Below are 26,936 nucleotides of genomic sequence, written 5' to 3' on the forward strand. Positions count from 1 at the left end.
ATTTCCTGATGGGTTAACGCGATAGATTTCTGGAAGTTATTAAAGCACAAAAAGCGCCCGCAGGCGCTTTTTGGATATCGGTCATTTTACTTAGGCTGCGCCAGGAACCAGCACTTCGGTTGCGATAATCACGATGATCAGGCCCACAAGCACCGGGACCGACGTGCGTTTTACCACTTCGAACGGCGAGATTTTTGCCATCCCGGCGACCGCGACTACGACACCCGATACCGGCGAAATGGTACGACCGAGGTTAGACGCCTGCAGCATGGGAATGGAGAGGTAAGCCGGGTTAATACCGGAAGAATGTGCCAGTTTTGGGATCATCTCAACGAAGGCGTAGAACGGCGCGTTGCCTGAACCGGTGGTCATCGCTGCCAGCATGGTCAGCACCACCAGTACCAGCATCAGGATAATGCTGGCAGAGCCAAACGACGTGGCGATGGAGATGAGGCTCTGAATAAAGCCGATAGTGCTCAGACCCTGCGCGAAGACGCCCGCCGCCACCAACAGCATCACGACGCCTGCAAACGCATCAGCCATACCGCGATACGCCACTTCCAGGCCAGAAAATACCTTCTGAGTGTTGAAACCGCGAATAAATTCCAGCATGGCGGCCAGCAGCATACAGATAACCAGAATGGTAATGATGTGCAGCTGTGGTCCCCATTTGCCGTCAAAAATCAGCACGCCGATGATAGGCGTGAACGGCAGAATGGAATAGAACGCCGGGGCGGTGGTGGTGATTTCATTCACGTCCATCATTTCGTGGCTGATGTGCTCTTTTTTATCGAGATAACGCTGCCAGAAGAAATGCGCGATCCCCATGCCCACGATAGCCACAATGGAAATCGGCAGCGTGGTTTTAAAGGCGAAATCGATGAGTGACATTTCTGCGGCTTTCGCCGCCAGTACGACGTCGCCAGAGGTAGGGGAGAGAATAATGGCCGCCGGAGAGGCGCAGATAGCCGCCGCTGCACCACGGCTAATGCCGACGTTAACCATCACCGGGAACAGGGTAGCCATTAACAACACCCCCAGGCCAGTGGCGGACGACACGGCCAGCGACATCAGACAGGCGAGGAAGTAGGCTGCCACCATCAGCAGATACGGGGAGTTGATGTACTGCAGCGGCCTGGAGGCCAGCTTCACGACCATATCGTTGGCACCAATATGGGTCATGTAGGCGGCAAAACCGCACAGCATCATGATCATCATGCCCAGATCGCCACCACGGCTCATGAGCAGAATTTTAATGTATTCAACAATGTCTGTGGCGGTATACCCGGTGCTCGCTGCGCTGGCGGGTAAGATCTGGTGACCCATCAGGGCGCTAACGATCAGCAAGGCCAGGCCGCCGACAAATAACACGCCCGTGGCGGAATACCCCTTAATGATGTAGCGTGCTACACCGACAATGACGACGACTCCGATAAGGAGCTCGAAAAACGTAAGCATGATTTCCCCTGTATCCTTGCTGCCCGAGAGCACAAATAATCAATAAAAAAGAAGGATGAGAATGTGCCGAATTAATGGCCAGTCCTTGCTGATTAAAATCAATAAATATACTACTAAAGCAGATGTTAGCGATATTTTTGCCATGGTGATGGCAATAATGACATATGGGTATTGACCGGTGACAACAGTGGAGTATGTCATTTAAATGCTAATGAGTTGTTAATTTATTGATTCTATATTAACACGTTCTTGAATAAGAGGGGAAAAGACTTTTCCTGCCGGTGCGCGTTGGTGAGTGGGTCCGTACAGCGTTTCATGAGAAAGGGCTGAGCAGCACGAAAACACTGGCTGTAGAGGCTAATGATAATCTTTATACCTTGCAGACAGGGCGTCATGTTTGTCCTGAAAGCCATATTAATTGAAGGGTTATTTTTACCGGTAGGCATTATTAAAAAAGGTTTGAACGCGCCCGTGAGATGATTATTCAACACGCCGCCGTGCCGCTCTCAGAATATTCTCGCAAAGTGGCTGATTAATTAGGAGTAATGCCGATGCCGTTAAGGCTCCATTCAACTATTGTATGGTAAACTTTGCCTCGAATACTAAGAATGGTAATTGCATTGTGATCGTACGTAATAAATTTTTCTTCATTTTTCTGTTTATTTTTGCACAGTTAACGCTCTCTTCTGTGGCACAGGCTGAAGAGAACGCGACGGATAAGGGCTGGTTCTCCACCTTTACGGATAATGTTTCGCAGACCTGGAATGCGCCAGAGCACTATGATCTCTACGTGCCGGCCATCACCTGGCATGCACGCTTTGCCTACGACAAAGAAAAGACCGACAAATATAACGAGCGCCCGTGGGGGGCAGGTTTTGGTCAGTCGCGCTGGGACGAAAAGGGCAACTGGCACGGTATTTATCTGATGGCCTTTAAAGACTCCTTTAACAAATGGGAACCGATCGGTGGCTATGGCTGGGAGAAAATCTGGCGTCCGTTAGCTGACGACAACTTCCACGTTGGCCTGGGCTATACCGCCGGGGTGACTGCACGCGACAACTGGAACTATATCCCCATTCCGGTTCTGCTGCCGCTGGCCTCAATTGGTTATGGTCCTGCAACGTTCCAGATGACCTACATTCCCGGTACGTACAACAACGGTAACGTTTACTTCGCCTGGATGCGTTTTCAGTTTTAACTGAAAAAAGCTGACAAAGTGGTGAAAAAATGCGCAGTCGTTGATTCATATGGGATAAAAATCCGCCAGCGAAAATTAACGCGACTTTAGTCACTTTTTATCAAAGATCCGCTGGACAAAAGGTCCCACAATTGTTGTACTGGTAACCGACACAGCATTTGTGTCGTTTTTTAATGTAAAGGTAATTTTGATGTCTAAGATTAAAGGTAACGTTAAGTGGTTTAATGAGTCCAAAGGATTCGGTTTCATTACTCCTGAAGATGGCAGCAAAGACGTGTTCGTACACTTCTCTGCAATCCAGTCTAATGGTTTCAAAACTCTGGCTGAAGGTCAGCGTGTAGAGTTCGAAATCACTAACGGTGCCAAAGGCCCTTCTGCTGCTAACGTAATCGCTCTGTAATTCAGACGCGTCAGCAAGAATTTCAAAACCCGCTCACTGAGCGGGTTTTTTTCGTTTTGCATCAGCCAAGCAGATACATCTTCAGGAAGCTGGCAACGATCAGCACGCTCAACAACACCACGCCTGCGCTCATCAAACTCTCTTTCATTCTGTCACCCTCGTTCTGTATTGGCACCAGAGTGACAGAGAAAAATTAAGCCAACATTAACGCTTCGGCAGTTAGTGGGGGCTGGCGGAAGAAAATAGCCAGAATGCGATCCCGGTCATCGCAAAAGAGCCGAGCATATTTATCGCAACGTTCAGCAACGCCCAGCCGATACGGCCTTCCTGAAACAAAAACACCGTTTCCGCAGAAAAGGTGGAGAAGGTGGTTAAACCGCCGCAGAACCCGGTGGTAATCAATACTTTCCACATGGGATCGATGTGCGTCATACGGTTAAACCAGGCCAGACCCATGCCAATGATAAACGCACCAATCAGGTTTGCGGCCAGTGTTCCCATTGGAATCGCCTGATGCAGTGGATTAAACCGCATACTCAGGAACCACCGCGCAACGCTTCCCGTCCCCCCACCAATAAAAACAGCTAAAAGGAGTTGTAACACTGTAAATACCTGCTATTTGATGTGTAAGAGTGGCGAGTTTAACGCTGTTTATAATCAGGGGACAAATATGTATGTTGCGGTAGGGCAGTTTGCGGTCACGCCTCGCTGGCATGAGAACGCGGCGCAGTGTGTCTCGCTGATGAAACAGGCACAACAGAAGGGGGCGTCATTGCTGGTGCTGCCAGAGGCCTTGCTGGCACGCGATGATAACGACCCGGATTTGTCGGTGAAATCCGCGCAGCCGCTGGATGGCGCGTTTTTACAGCAATTACTGGCCGAGAGCGCGGGTAATGACATGACCACAATTTTGACGGTCCATGTGCCGTCAACGCCTGGCCGGGCAGTTAACACACTGGTAGCCATCCGTGGCGGCGTCATCATCGCCAGCTATGCCAAGCTTCATCTCTATGATGCGTTCAGTATCCAGGAGTCGCGCCTGGTTGACCCGGGGGAGTGCGTTCCGCCCCTGATCGCGGTTGATGGTTTAAACATTGGGCTGATGACCTGCTACGATTTGCGCTTTCCTGAGCTGGCGTTGAGCCTGGCATTAGAGGGAGCGGATGTGCTTGTTCTGCCTGCCGCGTGGGTTAAAGGGCCGCTGAAAGAGCATCACTGGGCCACGTTGCTTACGGCGCGCGCGCTGGATACCACCTGTTATGTGGTCGCGGCAGGGGAGTGCGGCAATAAAAATATCGGGCAGAGCAGGGTGATTGACCCGCTGGGCGTCACGATTGCCGCCGCAGCGGAAGGTCCGGTTTTACTGATGGCGGAGATAATTTCAGAAAGGATAGCGCTTGCACGGCAGCAATTACCTGTTCTTCGCAACCGACGTTTTGCGCCACCGCAATTATTGTGATGTTTTTTTCAACAATGCTTGATTCACCTTGTTACAGGTTGCTATTGTGTGCACGCGCCAAATGACCGTTAATATGATCCGGTTTTGACGCTGAATGCAGCCTGTTTTAAGTAAAGAAGGTATCTATGGGTGAGATTAGTATTACCAAACTGCTGGTGGTTGCCGCACTGGTCGTCCTGCTGTTTGGTACCAAGAAGTTACGCACGCTGGGTGGTGACCTGGGTGCCGCCATCAAAGGCTTTAAGAAAGCGATGAACGACGATGACGCGGCAGCGAAGAAAAGCGCCGAGGATACCGTTCCGGCTGAAAAGCTCTCTCACAAAGAGTAACGGCAATGCCTTAAGGCTTGCGAAAAAAAACCGGCTCAACAGGCCGGTTTTTTTGTATTCCTGTAAGTGAATATTACAGGGTTATTTAACTTCTTCGCCTTTTGCCTGCATATCGGCATGGTAAGAGGAGCGCACAAACGGACCGCAGGCAGCATGGGTGAAGCCCATCGCCATCGCTTCCGCTTTCATCTCATCAAACTCATCCGGGCTAACGTAGCGCTGCACCGGCAGGTGATGACGGCTTGGCTGCAGATACTGGCCCAGCGTCAGCATGGTCACACCGTGGCGACGCAGATCGCGCATCACTTCGATGATTTCGTCATTGGTCTCACCAAGGCCGACCATCAGACCTGACTTGGTAGGGATATGTGGATGCGCTTCTTTAAAACGCTCCAGCAGCTTCAGGGACCAGTTGTAGTCAGCACCCGGACGCACCTGACGGTAGAGACGCGGTACGTTCTCCAGGTTGTGGTTAAAGACGTCTGGTGGCGTTGCGGTCAGGATATCCAGCGCGCGGTCCATACGACCACGGAAATCCGGCACCAGCGTCTCAATCTTAATGTTCGGGCTTTTCTCGCGAATGGCAGTAATGCAGTCAGCAAAGTGCTGAGCACCCCCATCACGCAGGTCATCACGGTCAACGGAGGTAATGACCACATAACGCAGCGCCATATCAGCAATGGTCTGCGCCAGTTTTTGAGGTTCGTTTGCATCTGGCGCCACCGGGCGGCCATGAGCAACATCGCAGAACGGGCAACGGCGGGTACAGATAGCACCCAGAATCATAAACGTCGCGGTGCCGTGGTTGAAACACTCAGCAAGGTTCGGGCAAGAGGCTTCTTCACATACAGAGTGAAGGCCATTCTTACGCATCGCCGCTTTGATCCCCTGGATACGCGAAGAGTCGGCCGGAAGTTTGATTTTCATCCATTCCGGTTTTCTTAACAGCGCCTCGCGCTCTGTAGCCACGTTTTTAACCGGGATAAGGGCCATTTTATCGGCATCGCGGTATTTAACACCGCGTTCCATCACAATGGGTTTACTCATAGCGTGCGTGTTCCAGTTGCGAATATCGAAGGAAAGCGTTTCAATTCAAGGGAATGTTGTATTTATCAACTATTTTTGAACGAACGACAGGCAGTATATCATTGAAACGGTCGTTAAAGCAGCCTGCCAGGTCGCCAATTTGTAAAATAGTTGTTGTTTTGTGCCTTTTGCCCTGCGTGCGGCAGGGGCTTGTGCTGTGTCAACCTGTCAGAAGGCCTGGCGGATGATGCGGATCACATTTTCAAGTACCGGATCGCGCAGACTGAGCTTATTGTAATGCAGTGAAATCTCAATAGATTCTGCATTCAACTGGCTGAGCGGAATACTCTCCAGCGGCCAGCATTTCCGCAGCAGATGATACAGGCGCGAAGGCATGATGCAGAGCATGTCACTGCTGCCAATCAGGGATGCAGTAGTGAACATATTGTAACTGCTGAAGCTGATCTGGCGCTCCGGAAAAATGTCATCGATACGCTGGCGCAGCGCATGATGAGACTGTCCTTCCGTCATAAATGATGAGTGGTCGTAGTTACGCAGATTCTCTATGGTGAGCGGCTCGCTGAGCACCGGATGCTGCTGGCGACAGACCAGCACCAGGTTGTCGGCATAGAGGACATTTTGCCCCAACGCGCGGGCGCTGAAGCTGCCGCTGTCGATAATTAAATCGGTCTGGAACTGGGCAAGCTGCACGTCAGGTTCGCTGATCGGTACATTACGCAGCAGCAGCTGCGGCGCATGCTCTTTTACGGCCTGGTAAATGGCAGGCATAACCAACACCCCCACAGAGGGAGAGCAGCCGATGGTGATGGTTCGCTGTTTGTCGTAGCTTCCGGTTAAATCCAGCGCGCCCAGAATCGACTCCAGCCCCTGGCTGATGTACTCATGCAGATGCGTGGCGTAAGCCGTGGGGGTGACACCCTGTCCCTTGCGAATAAATAACGGGTCCGGAAATATAGCGCGCAGCTTTTGAATTGACTGGCTTATTGCAGAGGGCGTGAGATTAAGAATTTTCGCAGCGTTAACGATACCCTTATGGACATATACCGCCTCAAAAATAGTCAGTAAATTGAGATCAATATTACGTAAAGTCCGAAAAATTTGCGGCTTGTCTTCGCCACCGGGTTCATTCAGGCGTTTGGCTGGTAAATTATTATACTCCACGCTTTTACTCCGTACACATTCACAACATGAATGATAGTTGAATTTATTTATTATGCTTGTAGAGATTCGTAAAGTGTTGGTTTTGTTTCACTTGTTTATCAAAAACAACCAGTTGAGTGATTATCACGCAAGTTACTTAGGTCCTGCACGCAGCGCTGACGGGAGGCTAAATAATATGGATCGGTAATATTCGAGCGCTTCGAAAATATAGAATCTGCGGATTATTGTAAAGTGTAAAAGCGGCAATTAAATCGTGGCCCGTCAAATTATCGAGCCACAATGTATAATATATTAAGCAGTGATATATTCGTGCGGGGGATTGTTAAGTAGCGCTAACATATTAGCTAAAAGTACAGGACGGATATTTTCTGTTGTTGCCGTATCAACCCACTGGCACATTTGCGTCATTTCCATCCCGGCATAGCCGCAGGGGTTGATGCGCTGGAAGGGCTTCAAATCCATATTAATGTTCAAAGCCAGCCCGTGAAACGAGCAGCCTTTACGGATACGCAGCCCCAGCGAGCAGATCTTCATCTCGCCCACGTAGACTCCCGGTGCGTCGGCCCGCGGATGCGCATCAATACCGTATTCCGCCAGTGTGTTAACGACCGTTTGCTCAAGCAGAGTGACCAGTTCACGTACGCCCAGCTTTCTGCGTTTGAGGTTCAGGAGAACGTACATCACCTGTTGCCCTGGGCCATGGTACGTAACCTGCCCGCCGCGGTCGCTCTGAATAACCGGGATATCGCCCGTCATCAATAAATGTTCCGCTTTTCCCGCTTGCCCCTGCGTAAACACCGGCAGGTGTTCTACCAGCCAGATTTCATCAGGGGTGGTGTCATCGCGTGAGTCGGTGAAGTCATGCATAGCCTGGGAGACAGGCTCATAAGGTTGCAGCCCGAGATGACGGACAAGAATTTTATCCTGATACAAAACGACGTCTCCGAAGACGAGGGACAAAAGATGAGGGGGAGTATATCACAGCGGGGGAGAGGGGTTACCCGGCAAACCGGGTAACCGCAGAGGGACTACAGCACCATACGAACAATTTCGATATTGCCGAGCTCTTCGTACAGCGTCTCAACCTGCTCAATGTGTGTTGCGGTAATGGTAATCGATACCGAGTGGTAGTTGCCCTTGCTGCTTGGTTTTACTGACGGAGAGTAGTCACCCGGCGCATGGCGCTGTACCACTTCAACCACCTGATCAACCAGCTCAGGTTTCGCCAGACCCATTACTTTGTAAGTAAATGGGGTAGGGAATTCAAGCAGTTCGTTAAGTTTGGTTTTCATGTCAGCTCCGGCGTAACGTCAAAAAGAATAACTCCCACGTCAGGTGGGAGTTATCAGGATACTTAGTATATGGGGATCAAAATCACACTTTCAAGTGTTCGATTTTTAGCCAAACCAGTGATGGAACATCAATTTAATGTAATCAATGATTTTGCCGAAGAAATTGCCTTCAGGAATTTCCTGCAGGACAACCAGCGGGCGCTGATCGATAGTTTTGCCATCCAGCTGGAAGTTAATGGTGCCTACAACCTGGTTTTTCTGCAGCGGTGCATGCAGCTCGGTGGTGTTCAGCACGTAGCTGGCTTTCAGGTCTTTCATGCGTCCGCGTGGAATGGTCAGGTACAGATCTTTGTCCACGCCCAGGGAGGCGCGATCGTTATCACCAAACCAGACCGGCTCAGAGGCAAACTCTTTGCCTGCTTTCAGCGGGTTCACGGTTTCGAAGAAACGGAAGCCCCAGGTCAGCAGCTTTTTGCTTTCTGTCTCACGGCCTTTAAAGGTACGACCGCCCATCACGGCAGAGATCAGGCGCATCTGACCTTCGGTAGCAGAGGCGACCAGGTTGTAACCCGCTTTGTCGGTATGACCGGTTTTGATACCGTCAACGTTCAGGCTGTTGTCCCACAGCAGGCCGTTACGGTTGGTCTGGCGAATACCGTTGAAGGTAAACTCTTTCTCTTTATAGATGGCGTATTCGTTCGGTACATCGCGGATCAGCGCCTGGCCAATCAGCGCCATATCGCGCGCAGAGCTGTACTGACCCTCCGCATCCAGGCCGTGAACGGTCTGGAAGTGGCTGTTTTTCAGGCCCAGCGCAGAAACGTAGCTGTTCATCAGGCCCACAAACGCATCCTGGCTGCCCGCAGCGAAATCGGCCATGGCGACACAGGCGTCGTTACCGGACTGCAGGTTGATACCACGAATCAGCTGAGAGACAGGAACCTGCATACCCGGTTTCAGGAACATTAAAGAGGAGCCTTTAAAGACCGGGTTCCCGGTTGCCCACGCATCGTTACCGATGGTGACCAGGTCTGTTTCTTTAAATTTACCTGCCTTCATCGCCTGGCCGATAACGTAGCTGGTCATCATTTTCGTCAGGCTGGCCGGATCGCGGCGGGCATCGGCATTCTGTTCTGCCAGAACTTTGCCAGAGTTGTAATCGATCAGGATGTAGGATTCCGCATCGATTTGCGGAACGCCAGGGATCATGGTCTTGATGTTCAGGTCATCGGCGTGAGCTGCGGAGAGCGCAGCAGCGCAAAGGGCCGTGGTCAGCGCCATGCGCTGCACAAAACGAGCAGAAAAAGTGGTCTTCATGGTCAGAACTACGACATCCGTGATGGAATAAAAAAAGTGCCTTACTATAGCAAATGCTATTCAGGCAGGCATCCGACTTTAAGCATGAGTTTGTGAATGACTTTTACACAAACTGACAATTCGGATACCGCCGATACATTACTTCGCTACAGCGATAAATGACTGGAGTTGCGCTTCATTTTGCAGACGCTGCTGCAGGGTCGCTGCCTGCGATTTGCTGGCAAACGGTCCCATCTGAATACGCCACACCGCCCCGTTTTGCTCAACGCGACCTGGAACGCCAAACTGCTGGCTCAGGCGCTGTTGATATTGCTGCGCGCGGGCCTGATCGCTGACGGCGCCCACCTGAACGACAAAGCCGCCGCTGGAAGCGGCAGCAGGCGCTGCTACCGCTGCGCTCTGGATCGTTGCCGGAGCGGTGACGGGGGCAGGCTGCTGCGCGACGGAGGCGGCAACAGGCGCCGGCGCAGGTTCACTGCCTTCCAGCACGCCGGAGGCCAGGGTCGTTGGAGCCCCCAGGAAACCGCTACTCTTTACCGGTGCGCCAGTGCTGTCATCGCTTTGCAACGTGTCGTTACTGATAGGACGCACTTCGCCTGCTGGCTGAGAAGGCTCGGCCGGCGATGAGACGCTCCCCATGCCACCGTCAAGATTTGGACGGTCGGGAAGGGCGTAGGTCTGTTTCGCCACTGTCGTACACGCGGTACCCGGCCCGGAGAGCGAGCCATCCGGTGCCACGATAATGGGGTCGATACGAACCTTGGTATTGTTCGAGGTGTTCAGGCGGTCGGCGGAGGCGCGCGACAGCGAAATCACACGGTCGTTACCGTACGGACCGCGATCGTTAATGCGTACTACGATCATACGGCCATTCGCCAGGTTGGTGATACGCGCGTAGCTTGGGATAGGCAGCGTCGGGTGTGCCGCAGTGAGTTGCGTCGGGTCGAACGCTTCTCCTGATGCCGTCAGGTTGCTCCCGGGTTCCGCATCATAAATGGCGGCGAAACCCGCCTGGCTGAAACGGGAAGGGTCCTGAACGATTTTGTAGCTTTTGCCGTCGCGCTCATAATCCTGATTCACGCTGGCGTTGAGCGGTTCATAAACGGGATCGGCGCCGCTGATTTCAACGATTGGGCCATTACACACCGCAGGCTGCGGCGGCGCGACGGTTGCCTGTTGCTGACCATCATCACTTGTGCACGCCGCAAGTAAACTTGCCGCAATGCAGATCCCCAGCCACTGCTTACGCATTCCGAACCCCTTATTTTTATACGCTTTTTGACAACATTTTTCTGTGGGTATGGATCGACATCACGATACCAAACCCGGCCATCAACACGATCAGTGCCGAGCCTCCGTAACTCACCAGCGGAAGCGGAACGCCTACAACCGGCAGAATACCACTCACCATACCAATATTTACGAAGACATAAACGAATAAAATCAACATTAACCCGCCCGCCATGACGCGGCCAAAGGTGGTTTGCGCGCGCGCGGCAATCCACAACCCGCGCATGATTAACAGTACATACAGCGCGAGTAAGATCAAGATGCCGACCAGCCCAAGCTCTTCCGCCAGGACTGCAAAGATAAAGTCGGTATGGCGCTCTGGTAAGAACTCCAGCTGCGACTGGGTGCCGTGCAGCCATCCTTTACCGCGCAGGCCACCGGAGCCAATCGCGATCTTGGACTGAATAATATGATAGCCCGCACCCAGCGGATCGGTTTCCGGATCGAGCAGCATCATCACGCGCTGGCGCTGATAATCATGCATCAGGAAGAACCAGAGAATAGGGATGAACGCGGCAACCAGCACCACCGCAATACCAATCAGACGCCAGCTCAGGCCCGACAAGAAGAGAACAAACAGGCCGGAGAGTGCGATGAGGATCGAGGTACCAAGGTCAGGCTGCGCCGCCACCAGCAACGTTGGCAGGAAAATCAATACCAGCGCGATGGCCGTGTTTTTCAGTGATGGCGGACAGACGTCGCGGTTGATAAAGCGTGCCACCATCAGTGGAACGGCGATTTTAGCAATTTCCGAGGGCTGGAAGCGAACTACGCCCAGATCCAGCCAGCGCTGTGCGCCTTTGGAGATGGCCCCAAAGGCATCTACCGCAACCAGCAAAATAATACAGAAGATGTAGAGATAGGGGGCCCAGCCTTCGTAGACGCGTGGCGGGATCTGCGCCATGACGACCATAATGACCAGCCCCATCGCGATCTGGCCAATCTTGCGCTCCATCATGCCGATGTCCTGGCCGCTGGCGCTCCAGATAACCAGAGCGCTGTAGACCAGCAGAGCCAGCAGGATCAGCAGCATGGCTGGGTCGATGTGGATTTTATCCCACAGCGATTTTTTATTTGGATTATCCGTCATGATTATTGGTCCTCCGCCGCAGCGGCCGCCGGGTTTTCAGCCGGCAGTTCGGTGTTGTTATCACCCAGCATGATGTGGTCGAGGATTTGGCGCATGATGGTACCCACGGCTGGCCCTGCGCCACCGTTTTCCAGAATCATTGCCACCGCCACCTGCGGGTTATCATAGGGTGCAAATGCCGTCATGAGCTTATGGTCACGCAGTCGTTCGGCAATGCGGTGCGCGTTATACGTTTCGTTGGCCTTCAGGCCGAAGACCTGCGCCGTACCGGATTTGGCGGCCACTTTATACGGTGCACCGGCGAAATACTTATGCGCGGTACCGTTCGGGCGGTTTGCCACCCCGTACATCCCGTCTTTGGCAATCTCCCAGAAGCCGGAGTGAATATCCCCCACCGGCGGTTCATGCGGCTGGATCCACGGCACTTTTTTGCCCTCTTCAACGGTACTTTGCAGCAGGTGCGGGACTTTCACCACACCATCGTTGATGAGGATCATCATCGCCTTGTTCATCTGTAGCGGGGTCGCGGTCCAGTAGCCCTGGCCGATACCCACCGGAATGGTATCACCCTGATACCACGGCTTCTTAAAGCGCTTTAGCTTCCACTCGCGGGTTGGCATGTTGCCGGAGCGTTCTTCGGCGAGATCGACCCCGGTGTAATGGCCGTAGCCAAATTTGCTCATCCACTCTGACAGGCGGTCAATACCCATGTCGTACGCCACCTGATAGAAGAAGGTATCCGCAGATTCTTCCAGCGATTTCGTCACGTTCAGATGACCGTGGCCCCATTTTTTCCAGTCGCGATAGCGTTTCTCTGAACCCGGTAACTGCCACCAGCCCGGGTCAAACAGGCTGGTGTTGCGGTTGATGACACCCGCGCTCAACGCCGAGACGGCGACGTAAGGTTTCACCGTGGACGCCGGCGGATAGACCCCCTGCGTGGCGCGGTTGACCAGCGGCGTGTTCGGGTCATTAAGCAGGCCGGAGTAGTCCTTACTGGAAATTCCATCGACAAAGAGGTTAGGGTCGTAGCTTGGCATGGAGACCATCGCCAGTATGCCGCCGGTACGCGGATCGGTCACGACAACTGCCGCACGGCTGCCCGCCAGTAAGGTTTCAATATACTGCTGGAGTTTCAGGTCGAGCGTCAGATAGACGTCATGCCCTGCCTGCGGCGGCACCTCTTTCAGCTGACGAATAACGCGGCCACGGTTGTTAACTTCCACCTCTTCATAGCCGGTCTGCCCGTGCAGGACATCTTCGTAATAGCGTTCAATTCCAAGCTTACCGATATCGTGCGTCGCGGCGTAGTTTGCCAGCTTGCCGTCTTTATCGAGACGCTCAACGTCTTTGTCGTTGATCTTGGAGACGTAGCCGATTACGTGTGTCAGTGCGGAACCGTAAGGGTAATAGCGACGCTTGTAGCCTTTCACTTCCACACCGGGGAAACGGTACTGGTTGACCGCAAAGCGGGCGACCTGGACTTCCGTCAGGTTGGTTTTAACCGGAATGGAGGTAAAACGGTGAGAACGGGCGCGCTCTTTCTTGAACGCAGCGATATCGTCATCGTTAAGATCGACAACGCTTCGCAATGCTTCCAGCGTATCCTGCACGTTGTCGACTTTTTCCGGCATCATCTCAATCTGGTAGATGGTGCGGTTTAAGGCCAGCGGAGTGCCGTTACGGTCGTAAATAATGCCGCGGCTGGGGGCGATAGGCACCAGCTTGATGCGGTTTTCGTTTGAGCGTGTCTGGTAATCGGTATAGCGGACAATTTGCAGATTATAAAGGTTGGCGATCAGCACGCCGGTAAGCAGCAAAATCCCCGTAAAGGCGACCAGCGCCCGGCGCACAAACAGCGCGGACTCAGCCGTATAGTCGCGAAAAGAATTCTGTAGTTTCATCCGCTGCTTAATCTACCCTGGTCAGTCATTACTCGCGGTGATAGGGGTGGTTGGTAGTAATGCTCCACGCGCGGTACAGGCTTTCTGCCACCAGTACCCGAACGAGCGGGTGGGGAAGCGTCAGCGCGGAGAGAGACCAACTTTGTTCTGCCGCCACTTTACAGGCAGGGGACAACCCTTCAGGCCCGCCAATCAACAGACTGACGTCACGACCATCCTGCTTCCAGCGCTCCAGTTCGTGCGCCAGCTGCGGCGTATCCCAGGGCTTGCCTGGAATATCGAGGGTCACGATGCGGTTTTTGCCTGCGGCAGCCAGCATCAGTTCTCCCTCTTTATCAAGAATGCGTTTAATATCCGCGTTCTTGCCGCGCTTTCCGGCGGGGATCTCCACCAGCTCGAACGGCATATCTTTAGGGAAACGACGCAGATATTCAGTAAAACCGGTTTGTACCCAGTCCGGCATTTTGGTGCCGACGGCGACCAGCTGCAACTTCACGCATTAACCCCAGAGTTTTTCCAGCTCATACAGGCGACGGCTCTCTTCCTGCATGACGTGGACAATCACATCGCCAAGATCGACAACCACCCAGTCAGCGGTCGCTTCACCTTCAACACCGAGCGGTAACAGCCCTGCTGCACGTGATTCCTGCACAACATGATCGGCAATTGAAACCACATGGCGAGTAGATGTACCGGTGCAGATGATCATGCAGTCGGTGATGCTGGATTTACCCTTAACGTCGATAGCGATGATGTCCTGACCTTTCAGGTCATCAATTTTGTCGATAACAAAATCCTGGAGTGCTTTACCCTGCAAGTTTTCCCCCTGGGTGAATGTGATTGTGCAACTATGAATTCGTAGCCAGACAGTATACCTGAACTGACGCCCCTGTCGGGACAAATGTCACCGGCCGGGCTTTTGAAGGCGGGTATCATCCCACCCTCCGCCGGAGATTGCATCGCCATTTTTGTAAAACAATTTCTGTAAAGCAATGAGCGGCGGGAAAGTCTGGCAGCGGAGGATAACAGTATGGCTTACTCTGTCAAGGCAGGATAATCAATAAGGCGCTTTTTGTGCGCCCGGATTATGCGTCTGCGCTTTTCTGATACAACCCGTGCGCGTGGATATAGTCCAGCACTGACGATGGCAGGAGATCGTCACAGGCTAAACCGTGCTGAAGCCGGTCGCGAATGATTGTCGCAGAAATATCAAACCACGGCGTCTCCGCCAGATAGATCTTCCCGGCAGGTTGATTATGCAGATCTTCCACATTGTCGGTCAGATGAGCCTCCAGCCACTGCTGATACTGCTCTTCACGCATGGTCAGCGGATAGCCCGGACGGCGGCAGACGAGGAGATGGCTGTTTTCCAGAATGGTTTCATACTGGTGCCAGGTGGGGAAGTTGAGCAGAGAATCCTGGCCGATGATAAAGGCCAGCGGTTTGTCCGGCCCCTGTTCGGCCCGCCACTCCTGTAGCGTTTGCGAGGTCCAGGACGGGGTGTCGCGACGGAGTTCACGCTCGTCCAGGCTGAAGAGCGGTTTATCCGCAATGGCCAGGGCGAGCATCTCTTTTCGCTGCTCGCTGGTGGCCTCAGGCTGAGGCCGGTGCGGCGGAACGTTATTGGGCATGATAATCACGCGCTGAAGACCAATCAGATTCGCCAGAATTTCAACCGGTTTCAGATGACCGTAATGGACCGGGTCAAAGGTGCCACCGTACAGGGCCTGTAGAGAGTGCATGCTATCCATCGATAAATACATCTGCCAGCGCCTTGTGGCAGAGCAGCAGAGAAAGGCTTTCCAGCTCCGCCCAGACGGACTGGCCGTAATCTTGTTTTAACGTGAGCTCTGCGCGCATCAAAAGCTGTACCGCCTGGCGCAGCTGTTCATGGCTCAGACGATTAATGGCCTCGGTGGTCATCGCCCGACGGTTTTGCCAGACACGGTGTTTGTCGAACAACGAACGCAATGGCGTATGAGCAGACTGGCGCTTGAGCGTGATGAGCATCAGCAGTTCACGCTGCAGCGTACGCAGCAATATAACCGGTTCGCTACCCTCAAGGCGTAGCTGCTGCAAAATATGCAGGGCACGTTTGCTCTTTGCCATCAGCAGCGCATCAACCCAGTGGAACGGGGTGAAGTGTGCGGCGTCGTTAACCGCCTGCTCCACGCGCGGCAGAGTCAGCTTGCCATCGGGCCAGAGGAGGGCGAGCCGGTCCAGCGCCTGGGCCAACGCCAGCAGGTTGCCTTCATAGCAGTAGCACAGCAGCTGATTCGCTGCGTCGTCCAGTTGCAGGTTATTCTGCTTCGCTCTTGCCGCCACCCATTTCGGCAAATGGGCCTGCTCAGGTGTCTGGCAGGTGACCAGCACGGCATGAGTGGCGAGTTGGGTAAACCACGCGGCGTTTTCCTGCGCTTTGGTGAGCTTGTTGCCACGCACGATTAACAGCAGATCGCTGTGCAACAGGCTGACCAGCGTCGCCAGCTGTTCATTGATGGCCGCGTTCGGACCATTCTCTGGCAGCAGGATCTGGATGGTCTGGCGTGATGCAAAGAGACTCATCGCCTGGCAAAGGGAGAAGAGGGCATTCCAGTCGGTATTGTTATCCAACTGGACGGTGTGGTGTTCATCAAAGCCCTGAGCGGCGGCGGCATGTCGCACGGCATCCAGGCTTTCCTGAAGCAAGAGCGGGTCGTTACCCAGTAGCAGATACGCCGCGCGCAGCCCTTCATTGAGCTGCGCGCGGAGTTGTTCAGGATACAGCCTGATCATCAGTTACCCATGGAGGTAGAAACAGGAGGCGTGTTGGCATCCGGTTTGTCGATGATGTCAGAACCCTGTCTTGTCGTTGCGGCAATGCCAGGCAGCTTACGGATCAGCTGTTCTGCGGCCTTGTCGTACATTTCGTTAATGATAATCTGCTGCTCAGCATCTTTAGCCAGTGCCGTTTGCGGGTTATCAAAGAACGAGCGGTACACTTTGGTATTGATAGGGAAAATGTCTTTACCCGGGATCAATACTGCCGCGTTCACCGTCAGCACCATCTGATATTCCGCAGTACGTCCATCCTGGAAGATCGACGCGGTATCTTTAGCCAGCGATGAGCTTAAGATACGTAATGACGGTACATCCTGGCGCAGGGTGCCTTTTTCGATCAGTTGAACATCGTTCAAACGCAGCTGGTTACGCACTGCCCGGCTGAGTGGACCATTCGGATCCCCTGAGTCGAAAATCATTGTTTTCATCTCAGCGGGCACCGCCGTGGTATTGCGCAGGTGCCAGCCACACCCCGCGGTGACCAGCACCGCCAGAGATAAGAGTATTGTTGCCAGTTGTCGCACGTTTCCTCCCGCGCTTAGCCAACGACCAGATTCAGCAGTTTACCCGGTACGTAGATCACTTTACGTACGGTAACGCCCTCAAGATATTTCGCCACCAGATGTTCCTGGCCAGCACGCTCACGAACCTGTTCTTCGGTTGCATCAACGGCGACGGTAATTTTACCGCGTACTTTACCGTTGACCTGTACCACCACCAGCGTGGTGTTTTCCACCATGGCGGATTCATCAGCAACCGGCCACGGCGCGTTGTCGATATCGCCTTCGCCTTTCAGCTCCTGCCACAGGGTGAAGCTGACATGCGGGGTGAACGGGTTCAACATGCGCACGACGGCCAACAGCGCTTCACGCATTAAGGCACCATCCTGCTCGCCTTCCTGCGGTGCTTTCGCCAGCTTGTTCATCAGTTCCATAATAGCCGCAATTGCGGTATTGAAGGTCTGACGACGACCAATATCATCGGTCACTTTTGCAATCGTTTTATGAACATCACGACGCAGCGCCTGCTGGTCTTCAGTCAGGGCAGCAACGTTCAGTGCTGGTGCGTCGCCCTGAGCGGTGTGTTCGTAAACCAGTTTCCAGACGCGCTTCAGGAAGCGGTTCGCCCCTTCAACGCCGGACTCCTGCCACTCCAGGGTCATGTCTGCCGGTGAGGCAAACATCATGAACAGACGCACGGTATCCGCGCCGTAGCGCTCAACCATCACCTGCGGGTCGATGCCGTTGTTTTTGGACTTGGACATCTTGCTCATGCCGGTATACACCAGTTCATGACCTTCGGCGTCTTTCGCCTTCACGATACGGCCTTTCTCGTCGCGCTCAACAATCGCATCAACCGGAGAGACCCAGTTACGTTCGCCGTTCGCACCCACATAGTAGAACGCATCTGCCAGTACCATGCCCTGACACAGCAGCTGTTTCGCTGGCTCGTCAGAGTTCACCATGCCTGCGTCACGCATCAGCTTGTGGAAGAAGCGGAAGTAGAGCAGGTGCATGATGGCATGTTCAATACCACCGATGTAGATGTCTACCGGCAGCCAGTAGTTTGCCGCGTCGGAATCCAGCATCCCTTCCTGATACTGCGGGCAGGTGTAGCGGGCGTAGTACCAGGAAGACTCCATAAAGGTGTCAAAGGTGTCGGTTTCACGCAGCGCAGGCTGACCGTTAACGGTGGTTTTTGCCCACTCAGGATCGGCTTTGATCGGGCTGGTGATACCATCCATGACCACGTCTTCCGGCAGGATCACCGGGAGTTGATCTTCCGGGGTTGGCATTACGGTGCCGTCTTCCAGCGTGACCATCGGGATTGGCGCACCCCAGTAACGCTGACGGGAAACGCCCCAGTCGCGCAGGCGGTAGTTTACTTTACGCTCGCCCACGCCCAGCGATGCCAGTTTGTCGGCGATGGCGTTGAAACCCTCTTCGAAGCTCAGGCCGCTGAACTCACCAGAGTTAAACAGTGTGCCTTTTTCCGTCAGTGCTTGCTCAGACAGGTCAGGTTCAGAGCCGTCAGCCGCCAGAATAACGGCTTTGATCGGCAGGTTGTATTTGGTGGCAAATTCATAGTCGCGCTGGTCGTGACCCGGAACAGCCATCACGGCACCGGTACCGTATTCCATCAGCACGAAGTTTGCTGCCCAGACCGGAATCGCTTCGCCAGTCAGTGGGTGCTTCGCATAGAAGCCCGTGGCAACGCCTTTCTTCTCCATGGTCGCCATGTCGGCTTCTGCCACTTTCGTGTTGCGGCATTCGTCGATAAAGGTAGCCAGCTCCGGGTTATTTTCTGCAGCTTTCTGCGCCAGCGGGTGACCTGCAGCCACGGCCAGATAGGTCGCGCCCATGAAGGTATCAGGACGGGTGGTGTAGACGGTCAGAGTCTGATCGTAGTTTTCAACGTTGAAGGTGATCTCCACGCCTTCAGAACGGCCGATCCAGTTGCGCTGCATGGTCTTAACGGTATCCGGCCAGTGGTCCAGCGTGTCCAGATCGTTCAGCAGTTCGTCAGCGTAAGCGGTGATTTTGATAAACCACTGTGGGATCTCTTTACGCTCAACTTTGGTGTCGCAGCGCCAGCAGCAGCCGTCGATAACCTGTTCGTTCGCGAGAACGGTCTGGTCGTTCGGGCACCAGTTAACGGCAGACGTCTTCTTATAGACCAGGCCTTTTTTGTACAGCTCGGTGAAGAACTTCTGTTCCCAGCGATAGTATTCCGGGGTACAGGTCGCCAGCTCGCGGCTCCAGTCATAGCCAAAGCCCAGCATTTTGAGCTGGTTTTTCATGTACGCGATGTTGTCGTACGTCCACGGCGCTGGCGCCGTATTGTTTTTGACCGCCGCGCCTTCTGCAGGCAGACCGAATGCATCCCAGCCGATTGGCTGCAGCACGTTTTTGCCCAGCATACGCTGGTAGCGTGCAATCACATCACCGATGGTGTAGTTACGCACGTGGCCCATGTGTAGTCGACCAGAAGGATAGGGAAGCATCGACAGGCAGTAATACTTCTCTTTGCTCTCGTCTTCGGTTACTTCAAAGGTACGCTTCTCGTCCCAGTGTTGCTGGACTTTTGATTCTATCTCTTCCGGGCGGTATTGCTCTTGCATGGCAGCCAGTGGTCCTGTTTTCAATACAGCTACAAATGTAGCCAATGGATGTGGTATTTCAGATCCGCATAGCATAGCCCAAACGCCCGCGTCAAAACAGCCTTTCGCACAAATGCGCTTTGCAGGAATTTACCGGGTCTGTGGTTCACCTGACAAAGCGGCGATGAAATAAGGTCTATTATTAGAAATAGTTACTTACCCGGGAGGCAAAATGATGAACAAGGTTGCTCAATTTTACCGCGAACTGGTGGCAACACTGACGGAACGGCTGCGTAACGGCGAGCGAGATATCGACGCGCTGGTGGAACAGGCGCGTGCGCGCGTGACGCAAACGGGTGAGTTAACGCGAACCGAAGTGGAAGAGGTGACGCGCGCCGTGCGTCGTGACCTCGAAGAGTTCGCGCGCAGTTACCAGGAGAGCCAGGACGAGGTGACCGACAGCGTATTTATGCGGGTGATCAAGGAGAGCCTCTGGCAGGAACTGGCGGATATTACCGATAAAACACAGCTGGAGTGGCGTGAAGTCTTTCAGGATCTGAATCATCACGGCGTGTACCACAGCGGTGAAGTGGTGGGGCTGGGAAATCTGGTCTGTGAGAAATGCCATCACCATATTGCCGTTTATACGCCGGAGGTGCTGTCCCTGTGTCCGAAGTGCGGGCACGATCAATTCCAGCGTCGGCCGTTTGAGCCCTAAATAAAAGCAAAACTGTTTGCGCCCTCTCCCTGTGGGAGAGGGCCGGGAAGAGGGCATCAGGCCGCAAAAGGTAAAAGCAAAACGGCAACCACGTTGCCGTTTTTAGTGTTTGCTTCCTCTCCCCGTGGGAGAGGGTTGGGGTGAGGGCATCAGGCCGCACTATAGTATGCGAGCCTCTCCGCCAGCAAATTCACAAACGCCTGCCGATTGATATCCACCATTAGCGTGGTATTCGGTTTATTGCCCGTCAGCGAATAGTAATCCACCACCGTCATCCCCTGGGTGTATTTCCCCTGGGTCTCCACACCAACCCAGCGCTCTACCGTGGTAAACATCTCAGGCTTCAGCAGCCAGGCAATGGTGCACGGGTCATGCAGCGGCGCGCCGTGGAAGCCCCATTTCTCAGCTTTGTGATATTCCATAAAGAAGTCGAGCAGCTCGGCCACGGTCGTGGCAACCGGGTTGCCAATCGCACGAAAACGCTCGATGTCATTCGCCATAATCTGCGCCCGGTGGGTAACATCCAGCCCGGCCATCACAATCGGCAAACCCGACTGGAAGACGATCTCCGCCGCTTCCGGGTCGACAAAGATGTTGAACTCCGCCGCAGGCGTCCAGTTACCCAGCCCCATGGCTCCGCCCATAATCACGATACGGGCAATTTTGCTGTGCAGTTCAGGATGGCTGTTAAGAAGCAGCGCAACGTTGGTTTGCGGGCCCGTTGCTACCAGCGTGACGGGTTCAGCACTCTCGCGCAGTACCTTTGCCATCAGCTCCACGGCGGTACAGGATTGCGGGGCGAAACCCGGTTCCGGCAGTGCCGGGCCGTCCAGGCCGCTTTCTCCGTGTACGTTGTCGGCAATGATCAGTTCACGCATCAGCGGTTTGACCGCGCCACCGGCCACGGGAATATCGGGGCGCTTTAGCAAGGTCAGCATACGCAGGACGTTGCGCAGGGTTTTATCCGGCGTCTGGTTGCCGGCAGATGAGGTGACAGCTTTGACTTCAAGTTCAGGGGAGGCAAGTGCAAGGACGAGGGCAATCGCGTCATCATGACCCGGATCGCAATCGAAAATAATAGGCTGTGCCATAGCGTTCTCCATACGTAGCGTTATTTTGTGACAAGGTTAACGCTGCAATGTGACGCCGACGAGAAGCAGAGATTGAAAGCGTGAGACAGTGCGCAATCCGCAGATTGCGCACTGAGAAGATTAATGCAGGATTTTAGCCAGGAAGTCTTTAGCGCGTTCGGATTTCGGGTTGGCGAAGAACTCTTCTTTTGGCGAGTCTTCAACGATCTTGCCTTCATCCATAAAGATCACGCGGTTTGCCACTTTGCGGGCGAAGCCCATTTCGTGGGTCACCACCATCATGGTCATCCCTTCGTGGGCCAGTTCAACCATGACGTCCAGCACTTCGTTGATCATTTCGGGATCGAGTGCGGAGGTCGGTTCGTCGAACAGCATTGCCACCGGATCCATACACAGTGCGCGAGCAATCGCCACACGCTGCTGTTGGCCGCCGGAAAGCTGTGCCGGGAACTTATCGGCGTGCGCAGAAAGCCCCACGCGATCCAGAAGCTTCAGCCCTTTCTCACGCGCCGCTTTTTTGTCACGCTTAAGCACTTTCACCTGCGCCAGCGTCAGGTTCTCGATGATGGAGAGGTGAGGGAACAATTCAAAATGCTGGAACACCATCCCCACGTGGGAGCGAAGCTGGGCAAGGTTGGTTTTCTTGTCGTTCACTTTGGTGCCGTTAACAACAATTTCACCCTGCTGCACAGGCTCAAGACCATTAACCGTTTTGATCAGCGTCGATTTACCGGAACCGGACGGCCCGCACACTACCACCACATCACCTTTTTTGACTTCGGTGGAGCAGTCGGTCAGCACCTGAAAGTGCCCATACCATTTAGAAACATTTTTCAGGGAAATCATTATACCGTCCTTTTCTTCAGCCAACTGACCAACAGCGACGCGCTTAAACTAATCACAAAATAGACCGCACCTGCGAAGAGCACCATCTCAACCTGCGTACCATCGCGCTCACCGATGGTGGACGCGGTACGGAAGAAGTCTGCCAGGCTCAGGACATATACCAGAGAGGTATCCTGGAACAGCACGATGCCCTGGGTCAGCAGGAGGGGAACCATGGCGCGAAACGCCTGCGGCAGAATAATGAGTTGCATGGACTGCCAGTGGGTCATCCCCAGCGCCAGCGCTGCGCTGGACTGCCCGCGTGAGATACTCTGTATGCCCGCACGGATGATCTCGGAATAGTAAGCGGCCTCAAACATGGAGAACGCAACCATCGCGGAAATCAGGCGGATATCGGTTTTCGGTGACAGTCCCAGAACGTTTTGCAGGAATCCGGGAACAATCAGGTAAAACCACAGCAGCACCATTACCAGCGGAATAGAACGGAAAACGTTAACGTAGGCAGTGGCAAACCAGGCGAGCGGTTTAAAGCTCGACAGGCGCATTACCGCCAGCAGGGTGCCCCAGACGATACCGACGATGATGGCGATCGCCGTGATTTTTAAGGTGATCACCAGGCCATCCAGCAGGTACGGCATGGAAGGAACAATGGAACTCCAGTCAAATTCGTACATTATTTGCCCCCCAGATTGCCCGGCAGGCGAATTTTGCGTTCAACCAGGTTCATCACCAGCATGATGAAAGCGTTAATCAGAACATACGCGAGCGTAATTGCCGTGAAGGATTCCCACGCGTGGGCGGAATAATCCAGCAGTTTACCCGCCTGTGCCGCCATATCGACCAGACCGATCGTGGAGGCGATGGCCGAGTTTTTGACCAGGTTCATCATCTCTGAGGTCATCGGTGGAACAATGACGCGGTAGGCGTTAGGCAGCAGGACGTAGCGGTAGGTTTGCGGAAGCGTTAACCCCATCGCCAGACCCGCGTTCTTTTGTCCACGCGGCAGCGACTGAATAGCGGCGCGTACCTGCTCGCACACGCGCGCGGCGGTAAACAGCCCCAGACACATCATCGAGGAGACAAAGAACTGTACGTTAGGATCCAGTTCCGACTTGAACCACATGCCAATATTTTCCGGCAGCAGTTCAGGAACGACCAGATACCAGGTAAAGAACTGCACGATCAGCGGAACGTTACGGAACAGTTCCACATACAGCGTGCCGATAGAAGAGAGAAAACGGTTAGGGACGGTGCGCAGAATACCGAACAGTGAACCGACAAGGAACGCAATAATCCACGCCGTTATCGATAACGCAACGGTAACCTGAAAGCCGCTCCACAGCCAGCCAAGATAGGTTGTGTTGCCGAACGGGGCTTGTTGCAGAAATATGCCCCAGTTCCAGTCTATTGACATAATAAACTCCAGAAAAAAAAGGGTAGCAGCGCTACCCTCGAAGATTGGTGAGAAGCTCATTTTTCGCGCTGAGTGGGGAACGACCACTCAACGTATAGTCTGTCCATGCTTCCCGACAATCGAGAGGGCAGGAGATCCCGCCCCTGTAGTTCTAATTAGTTAAGAGCCTTGTCATTTGGTGATTTGAACAGTGCTTTCATGTCGTCAGACAGTTCAAAGTTCATGTTGAGATTTTTGGGTGGAATTGGGTTCTTGAACCATTTGTCGAACCATTTTTCCGCTTCACCGGAGGTTTGCACCTGGGCGATGGTGTCATCGATCAGCTTCTTAAACTGCGGATCGTCTTTACGCAGCATACAGCCGTAGGCTTCTTTCGACTGGGCGGTACCAACGATATCCCAGTTGTCCGGTTTCTTCGCTTTTGCACGTTCGCCAGCCAGCAGAGCATCATCCATCATAAACGCGACGGCACGGCCACTTTCCAGCGTACGGAAGGAGTCACCATGGTCTTTCGCGCTGATGATGCGCATATCCATTTTCTTCTCGTCGTTCAGCTTGTGCAGCAGCACTTCTGAGGTTGTCCCGGAGGTCACAACAACGGCTTTGCCTTTCAGGTCAGCAAAATCTTTGATGTCGCCGCCTTTTTTGGTCAGCAGACGGGTCCCCACCACAAAGATGGTGTCGGAGAAGGCGGCCTGTTTCTGACGCTCCAGGTTGTTGGTGGTGGAGCCACACTCAAAATCGAAGGTGCCGTTTTGCAGCAGTGGGATACGGTTCTGCGAGGTGATTGGAATCAGTTTTACCTGCAGGTCGGGTTTGTTCAGCTTTTTCTTCACGGCCTCAACGATGGCGTTAGAGTAGTCCTGTGAATAGCCCACGACTTTTTGCGTGTTGTCGTAGTAAGAGAACGGGACAGAAGATTCACGGTGGCCGACCACGATCACGCCGTTTTTGGCAATCTTGTCGAGAGTGCTGCCGGCTGCCGGCGCGTCTTCAGCGTGTACAACGCCTGCGGACATCCCCATTACCAGCATTGCTGTGGCCAGTTTACGTAATTGCATACCCAACTCCTTTCTTATCAGCGTCAGTGACGCATTGATACCCATTGTGATGTTGTTATATCTCGCGCTATGCGAGTGCAGTGTTATGCAAGCTTGTTAACATTTAGTCTGGCTTAATGTAAAGATTTTGCTGCGTTATTGTTTATTTTTGCGAAGCGCGCCGCACCATTCCGAGGCAGAAATCTCTCGTTGCACCGTTTCGGTGCTACCGGCGATCTATGCTGGTGCGACAAGGTTGCACACGAAGCCAAACTGCGTTTACCTGAATAAACAAAGCAATAGGCGTGCCAGAATTGAAATTTGGGAGGGAACTGTCGGGTGGCGGCTACGCCTTACCCGACCGACGAAGCGAAATGTAGGCCGGGTAAGCGTCAGCGCCACCCGGCAACAGAAGGTAAGATTAGCGACGACACTGACGAAGGCTCATCAGCACAGCCCCAAAGCCAAACAGGGCGGTCAGGATCCACAGCGGCCAGTTGCCGGTGCGGGCATATGGCGTCAGGCCGCTTGTCGGCGTGACTTTAGCCGTCAACACGTCGCGCGTAAACTGCGGGATCATGGCCTGAATTTCTCCCCGCGGTCCAATCACGGCGGTGATGCCATTGTTGGTGCTGCGCAACAGCGGACGCGCCAGCTCCAGTGAACGCATCCGCGCCATCTGGAAGTGCTGCCACGGACCAATCGACTTACCGAACCAGGCATCATTAGAGATAGTCAGCAGGAAGTCCGTATCCGGACGGAAGTTGTCGCGCACCTGTTCACCGAGGATGATCTCGTAGCAAATGGCCGCCGTCAGGGCAAAGCCGTGTGCATGCAGCTGCGGCTGCACATACGGACCCCGACTGAAAGAGGACATTGGCAGGTCAAAGAACGGTGCCAGCGGACGCAGTATCGATTCCAGCGGAACAAACTCGCCAAACGGAACAAGGTGATTCTTGTTATACCGGTCAGTCGAGGTGTAGCTGTACTCGCTGTCTTTGCCGAGCGTAATGATGGTGTTGTAGGTATCGTAGCGGTTCTGCTGATTCAGACGCGCATCCACAATCCCGGTGATCAGCGTACTGCCGCGCGCGCGCAGCAGATCGTTCATCATGTTGAGAAACGGCTGCTGGTTAATTTCCAGATCCGGAATGGCAGATTCAGGCCAGATGATCAGCTGTGATTTACCCATCACCTTTTCAGTGGCGTTGGCGTAAATTTTTAGCGTGTTCAGCAACTCTTTTTCATCCCACTTCATCGCCTGCGGAATATTTCCCTGCACCATCGATACCTGTGTGGCGCGCTCTGGCATCAGGGTATACCACTGGATATAACGCAGCGGGAAGGGCAGAGCGAAAAAAACCAGCGCCACTACCAGTGGTTTCCAGTTACGCGTGACCAGCGCCAGCACCAGCAGGCCGCTCACCACCATCAGCAGGAAGTTAATGGCTTCAACGCCCATTACTGGCGCCAGACCTTTCAGCGGGCCGTCAATCTGGCTGTAGCCAAACTGCAGCCACGGGAAGCCGGTCAGCACCCAGCCGCGCAGAAACTCGGTGATCTGCCAGACCACGGGAGCCGCAATGGCAACGCGCAGCCAACTGGTTTTAGGCCACAGGCGGGAAAGAATGCCCGCAAACAGACCGGTGTAGAGCGAGAGATAGGCGGCCAGCAGAACCACAAGGAAGACGTTAACCGGCCCCGGCATACCCCCAAACTGGGCGATGCTGACGTAGACCCAGTTGATGCCGGATCCAAACAGCCCCAGCCCCCAGAAGTAGCCAATGGCTGCAGCCTGAACGGGACGACGATTCAGGGTTAACCCCTGTACCCCCATCAGGGAGAGAATGGCCGCCGGCCAGATATCGTAAGGAGAAAAAGCCAGCGTACCGCTGGCTCCGAGTAACAGCGCCAGCAGCAAACGGACGCGCTGGCGTTCAAGCAGTGGGGCAAATGCCATTT

At 53.8% G+C, this 26,936-nt stretch carries 27 protein-coding genes; 5 read left to right on the forward strand and 22 right to left on the reverse strand.

Annotated features, from left to right (window positions below; all coding sequences use genetic code 11):
- Window positions 1–90 precede the first annotated feature (90 nt).
- The gene (gene dcuC / locus M8370_RS10610) at window positions 91–1,458 is read right to left on the reverse strand and encodes an anaerobic C4-dicarboxylate transporter DcuC (protein ID WP_250020967.1); all 1,368 of its coding nucleotides are present in this window, start codon (window positions 1,456–1,458) and stop codon (window positions 91–93) included.
- A 580-nt stretch (window positions 1,459–2,038) separates the two neighbouring features.
- Between dcuC and pagP the strand changes: the two genes are divergently transcribed.
- Window positions 2,039–2,656 (forward strand): lipid IV(A) palmitoyltransferase PagP, encoded by a 618-nt coding sequence (gene pagP / locus M8370_RS10615; protein WP_284038874.1) that lies wholly within the window; start codon window positions 2,039–2,041, stop codon window positions 2,654–2,656.
- 190 nt (window positions 2,657–2,846) lie between these two features.
- The gene (gene cspE, locus M8370_RS10620; protein WP_002439184.1) at window positions 2,847–3,056 is read left to right on the forward strand and encodes a transcription antiterminator/RNA stability regulator CspE; all 210 of its coding nucleotides are present in this window, start codon (window positions 2,847–2,849) and stop codon (window positions 3,054–3,056) included.
- Between the two features lie 219 nt (window positions 3,057–3,275).
- Here the strand turns inward: cspE and crcB are convergent, their stop codons facing one another.
- Window positions 3,276–3,659 (reverse strand): fluoride efflux transporter CrcB, encoded by a 384-nt coding sequence (crcB, locus tag M8370_RS10625; protein ID WP_029882131.1) that lies wholly within the window; start codon window positions 3,657–3,659, stop codon window positions 3,276–3,278.
- Window positions 3,660–3,726: 67 nt separating this feature from the next.
- Here crcB and M8370_RS10630 point away from each other — a divergent pair, with 67 nt between their 5' ends.
- Together M8370_RS10630 and tatE are read left to right on the forward strand one after the other, a co-directional pair.
- Window positions 3,727–4,515, forward strand: a complete 789-nt coding sequence (locus M8370_RS10630) for a deaminated glutathione amidase (RefSeq protein WP_218656526.1) — start codon at window positions 3,727–3,729, stop codon at window positions 4,513–4,515.
- Window positions 4,516–4,640: 125 nt separating this feature from the next.
- On the forward strand, window positions 4,641–4,844 hold the full coding sequence (gene tatE, locus M8370_RS10635) for a twin-arginine translocase subunit TatE (RefSeq protein WP_013097596.1): 204 nt from the start codon (window positions 4,641–4,643) through the stop codon (window positions 4,842–4,844).
- An 81-nt stretch (window positions 4,845–4,925) separates the two neighbouring features.
- Here the strand turns inward: tatE and lipA are convergent, their stop codons facing one another.
- The 14 genes from lipA to leuS form a co-directional block, all read right to left on the reverse strand.
- On the reverse strand, window positions 4,926–5,891 hold the full coding sequence (gene lipA / locus M8370_RS10640) for a lipoyl synthase (RefSeq protein WP_013097595.1): 966 nt from the start codon (window positions 5,889–5,891) through the stop codon (window positions 4,926–4,928).
- A 207-nt stretch (window positions 5,892–6,098) separates the two neighbouring features.
- Window positions 6,099–7,052: a YbeF family transcriptional regulator gene (locus M8370_RS10645; RefSeq protein WP_013097594.1), complete on the reverse strand. Its 954-nt coding sequence runs from the start codon at window positions 7,050–7,052 to the stop codon at window positions 6,099–6,101.
- A gap of 291 nt (window positions 7,053–7,343) precedes the next feature.
- Window positions 7,344–7,985, reverse strand: a complete 642-nt coding sequence (gene lipB / locus M8370_RS10650) for a lipoyl(octanoyl) transferase LipB (RefSeq protein WP_013097593.1) — start codon at window positions 7,983–7,985, stop codon at window positions 7,344–7,346.
- A 95-nt stretch (window positions 7,986–8,080) separates the two neighbouring features.
- Entirely contained in the window at window positions 8,081–8,344 is a 264-nt protein-coding gene (ybeD, locus tag M8370_RS10655) for a DUF493 family protein YbeD (protein ID WP_003858718.1), read from the reverse strand.
- A gap of 105 nt (window positions 8,345–8,449) precedes the next feature.
- Window positions 8,450–9,661: a D-alanyl-D-alanine carboxypeptidase DacA gene (gene dacA, locus M8370_RS10660; protein ID WP_013097592.1), complete on the reverse strand. Its 1,212-nt coding sequence runs from the start codon at window positions 9,659–9,661 to the stop codon at window positions 8,450–8,452.
- Window positions 9,662–9,799: 138 nt separating this feature from the next.
- On the reverse strand, window positions 9,800–10,912 hold the full coding sequence (gene rlpA / locus M8370_RS10665; RefSeq protein WP_250020970.1) for an endolytic peptidoglycan transglycosylase RlpA: 1,113 nt from the start codon (window positions 10,910–10,912) through the stop codon (window positions 9,800–9,802).
- 16 nt (window positions 10,913–10,928) lie between these two features.
- On the reverse strand, window positions 10,929–12,041 hold the full coding sequence (gene mrdB, locus M8370_RS10670; protein WP_013097590.1) for a peptidoglycan glycosyltransferase MrdB: 1,113 nt from the start codon (window positions 12,039–12,041) through the stop codon (window positions 10,929–10,931).
- 2 nt (window positions 12,042–12,043) lie between these two features.
- Entirely contained in the window at window positions 12,044–13,945 is a 1,902-nt protein-coding gene (gene mrdA, locus M8370_RS10675) for a peptidoglycan DD-transpeptidase MrdA (RefSeq protein WP_013097589.1), read from the reverse strand.
- A 28-nt stretch (window positions 13,946–13,973) separates the two neighbouring features.
- On the reverse strand, window positions 13,974–14,441 hold the full coding sequence (gene rlmH / locus M8370_RS10680) for a 23S rRNA (pseudouridine(1915)-N(3))-methyltransferase RlmH (RefSeq protein WP_250020981.1): 468 nt from the start codon (window positions 14,439–14,441) through the stop codon (window positions 13,974–13,976).
- A 3-nt stretch (window positions 14,442–14,444) separates the two neighbouring features.
- Entirely contained in the window at window positions 14,445–14,762 is a 318-nt protein-coding gene (rsfS, locus tag M8370_RS10685) for a ribosome silencing factor (protein ID WP_003858696.1), read from the reverse strand.
- 268 nt (window positions 14,763–15,030) lie between these two features.
- A complete protein-coding gene (gene nadD / locus M8370_RS10690) occupies window positions 15,031–15,696 on the reverse strand; it encodes a nicotinate-nucleotide adenylyltransferase (RefSeq protein WP_020685664.1) in 666 nt (221 codons plus the stop codon).
- Window positions 15,689–16,720 carry a DNA polymerase III subunit delta gene (holA, locus tag M8370_RS10695; RefSeq protein WP_029882135.1) on the reverse strand — a complete coding sequence of 344 codons (1,032 nt, stop codon included), beginning with the start codon at window positions 16,718–16,720 and terminating at the stop codon, window positions 15,689–15,691. Before holA ends, nadD begins: the two co-directional genes overlap by 8 nt.
- The gene (gene lptE / locus M8370_RS10700; RefSeq protein WP_028028133.1) at window positions 16,720–17,289 is read right to left on the reverse strand and encodes an LPS assembly lipoprotein LptE; all 570 of its coding nucleotides are present in this window, start codon (window positions 17,287–17,289) and stop codon (window positions 16,720–16,722) included. Before lptE ends, holA begins: the two co-directional genes overlap by 1 nt.
- Before the next feature lie 14 nt (window positions 17,290–17,303).
- The gene (gene leuS / locus M8370_RS10705) at window positions 17,304–19,886 is read right to left on the reverse strand and encodes a leucine--tRNA ligase (RefSeq protein WP_250020983.1); all 2,583 of its coding nucleotides are present in this window, start codon (window positions 19,884–19,886) and stop codon (window positions 17,304–17,306) included.
- Window positions 19,887–20,100: 214 nt separating this feature from the next.
- Here leuS and M8370_RS10710 point away from each other — a divergent pair, with 214 nt between their 5' ends.
- On the forward strand, window positions 20,101–20,583 hold the full coding sequence (locus M8370_RS10710) for a zinc ribbon-containing protein (protein WP_014831082.1): 483 nt from the start codon (window positions 20,101–20,103) through the stop codon (window positions 20,581–20,583).
- A 149-nt stretch (window positions 20,584–20,732) separates the two neighbouring features.
- Here M8370_RS10710 and rihA read toward each other — a convergent pair whose 3' ends face one another.
- The 6 genes from rihA to lnt all read right to left on the reverse strand — a co-directional run bounded on the left by rihA (window position 20,733) and on the right by lnt (window position 26,934).
- Window positions 20,733–21,674 carry a pyrimidine-specific ribonucleoside hydrolase RihA gene (rihA, locus tag M8370_RS10715; RefSeq protein WP_250020985.1) on the reverse strand — a complete coding sequence of 314 codons (942 nt, stop codon included), beginning with the start codon at window positions 21,672–21,674 and terminating at the stop codon, window positions 20,733–20,735.
- A gap of 120 nt (window positions 21,675–21,794) precedes the next feature.
- Window positions 21,795–22,520 carry an amino acid ABC transporter ATP-binding protein gene (locus tag M8370_RS10720; protein WP_014831084.1) on the reverse strand — a complete coding sequence of 242 codons (726 nt, stop codon included), beginning with the start codon at window positions 22,518–22,520 and terminating at the stop codon, window positions 21,795–21,797.
- Complete coding sequence (gene gltK / locus M8370_RS10725) at window positions 22,520–23,194, reverse strand: glutamate/aspartate ABC transporter permease GltK (protein WP_013097580.1); 675 nt, start codon at window positions 23,192–23,194, stop codon at window positions 22,520–22,522. Before gltK ends, M8370_RS10720 begins: the two co-directional genes overlap by 1 nt.
- On the reverse strand, window positions 23,194–23,934 hold the full coding sequence (locus tag M8370_RS10730; protein ID WP_013097579.1) for an amino acid ABC transporter permease: 741 nt from the start codon (window positions 23,932–23,934) through the stop codon (window positions 23,194–23,196). Before M8370_RS10730 ends, gltK begins: the two co-directional genes overlap by 1 nt.
- Window positions 23,935–24,089: 155 nt before the next feature.
- The gene (locus M8370_RS10735) at window positions 24,090–24,995 is read right to left on the reverse strand and encodes an amino acid ABC transporter substrate-binding protein (RefSeq protein WP_014883004.1); all 906 of its coding nucleotides are present in this window, start codon (window positions 24,993–24,995) and stop codon (window positions 24,090–24,092) included.
- Window positions 24,996–25,395: 400 nt separating this feature from the next.
- A complete protein-coding gene (gene lnt, locus M8370_RS10740; protein ID WP_250020987.1) occupies window positions 25,396–26,934 on the reverse strand; it encodes an apolipoprotein N-acyltransferase in 1,539 nt (512 codons plus the stop codon).
- Window positions 26,935–26,936 lie beyond the last annotated feature (2 nt).

This window comes from Enterobacter cloacae complex sp. OE43NF (genome assembly GCF_023544405.1).
In the GTDB taxonomy this organism is placed as follows: Bacteria; Pseudomonadota; Gammaproteobacteria; order Enterobacterales; family Enterobacteriaceae; genus Enterobacter; species Enterobacter cloacae.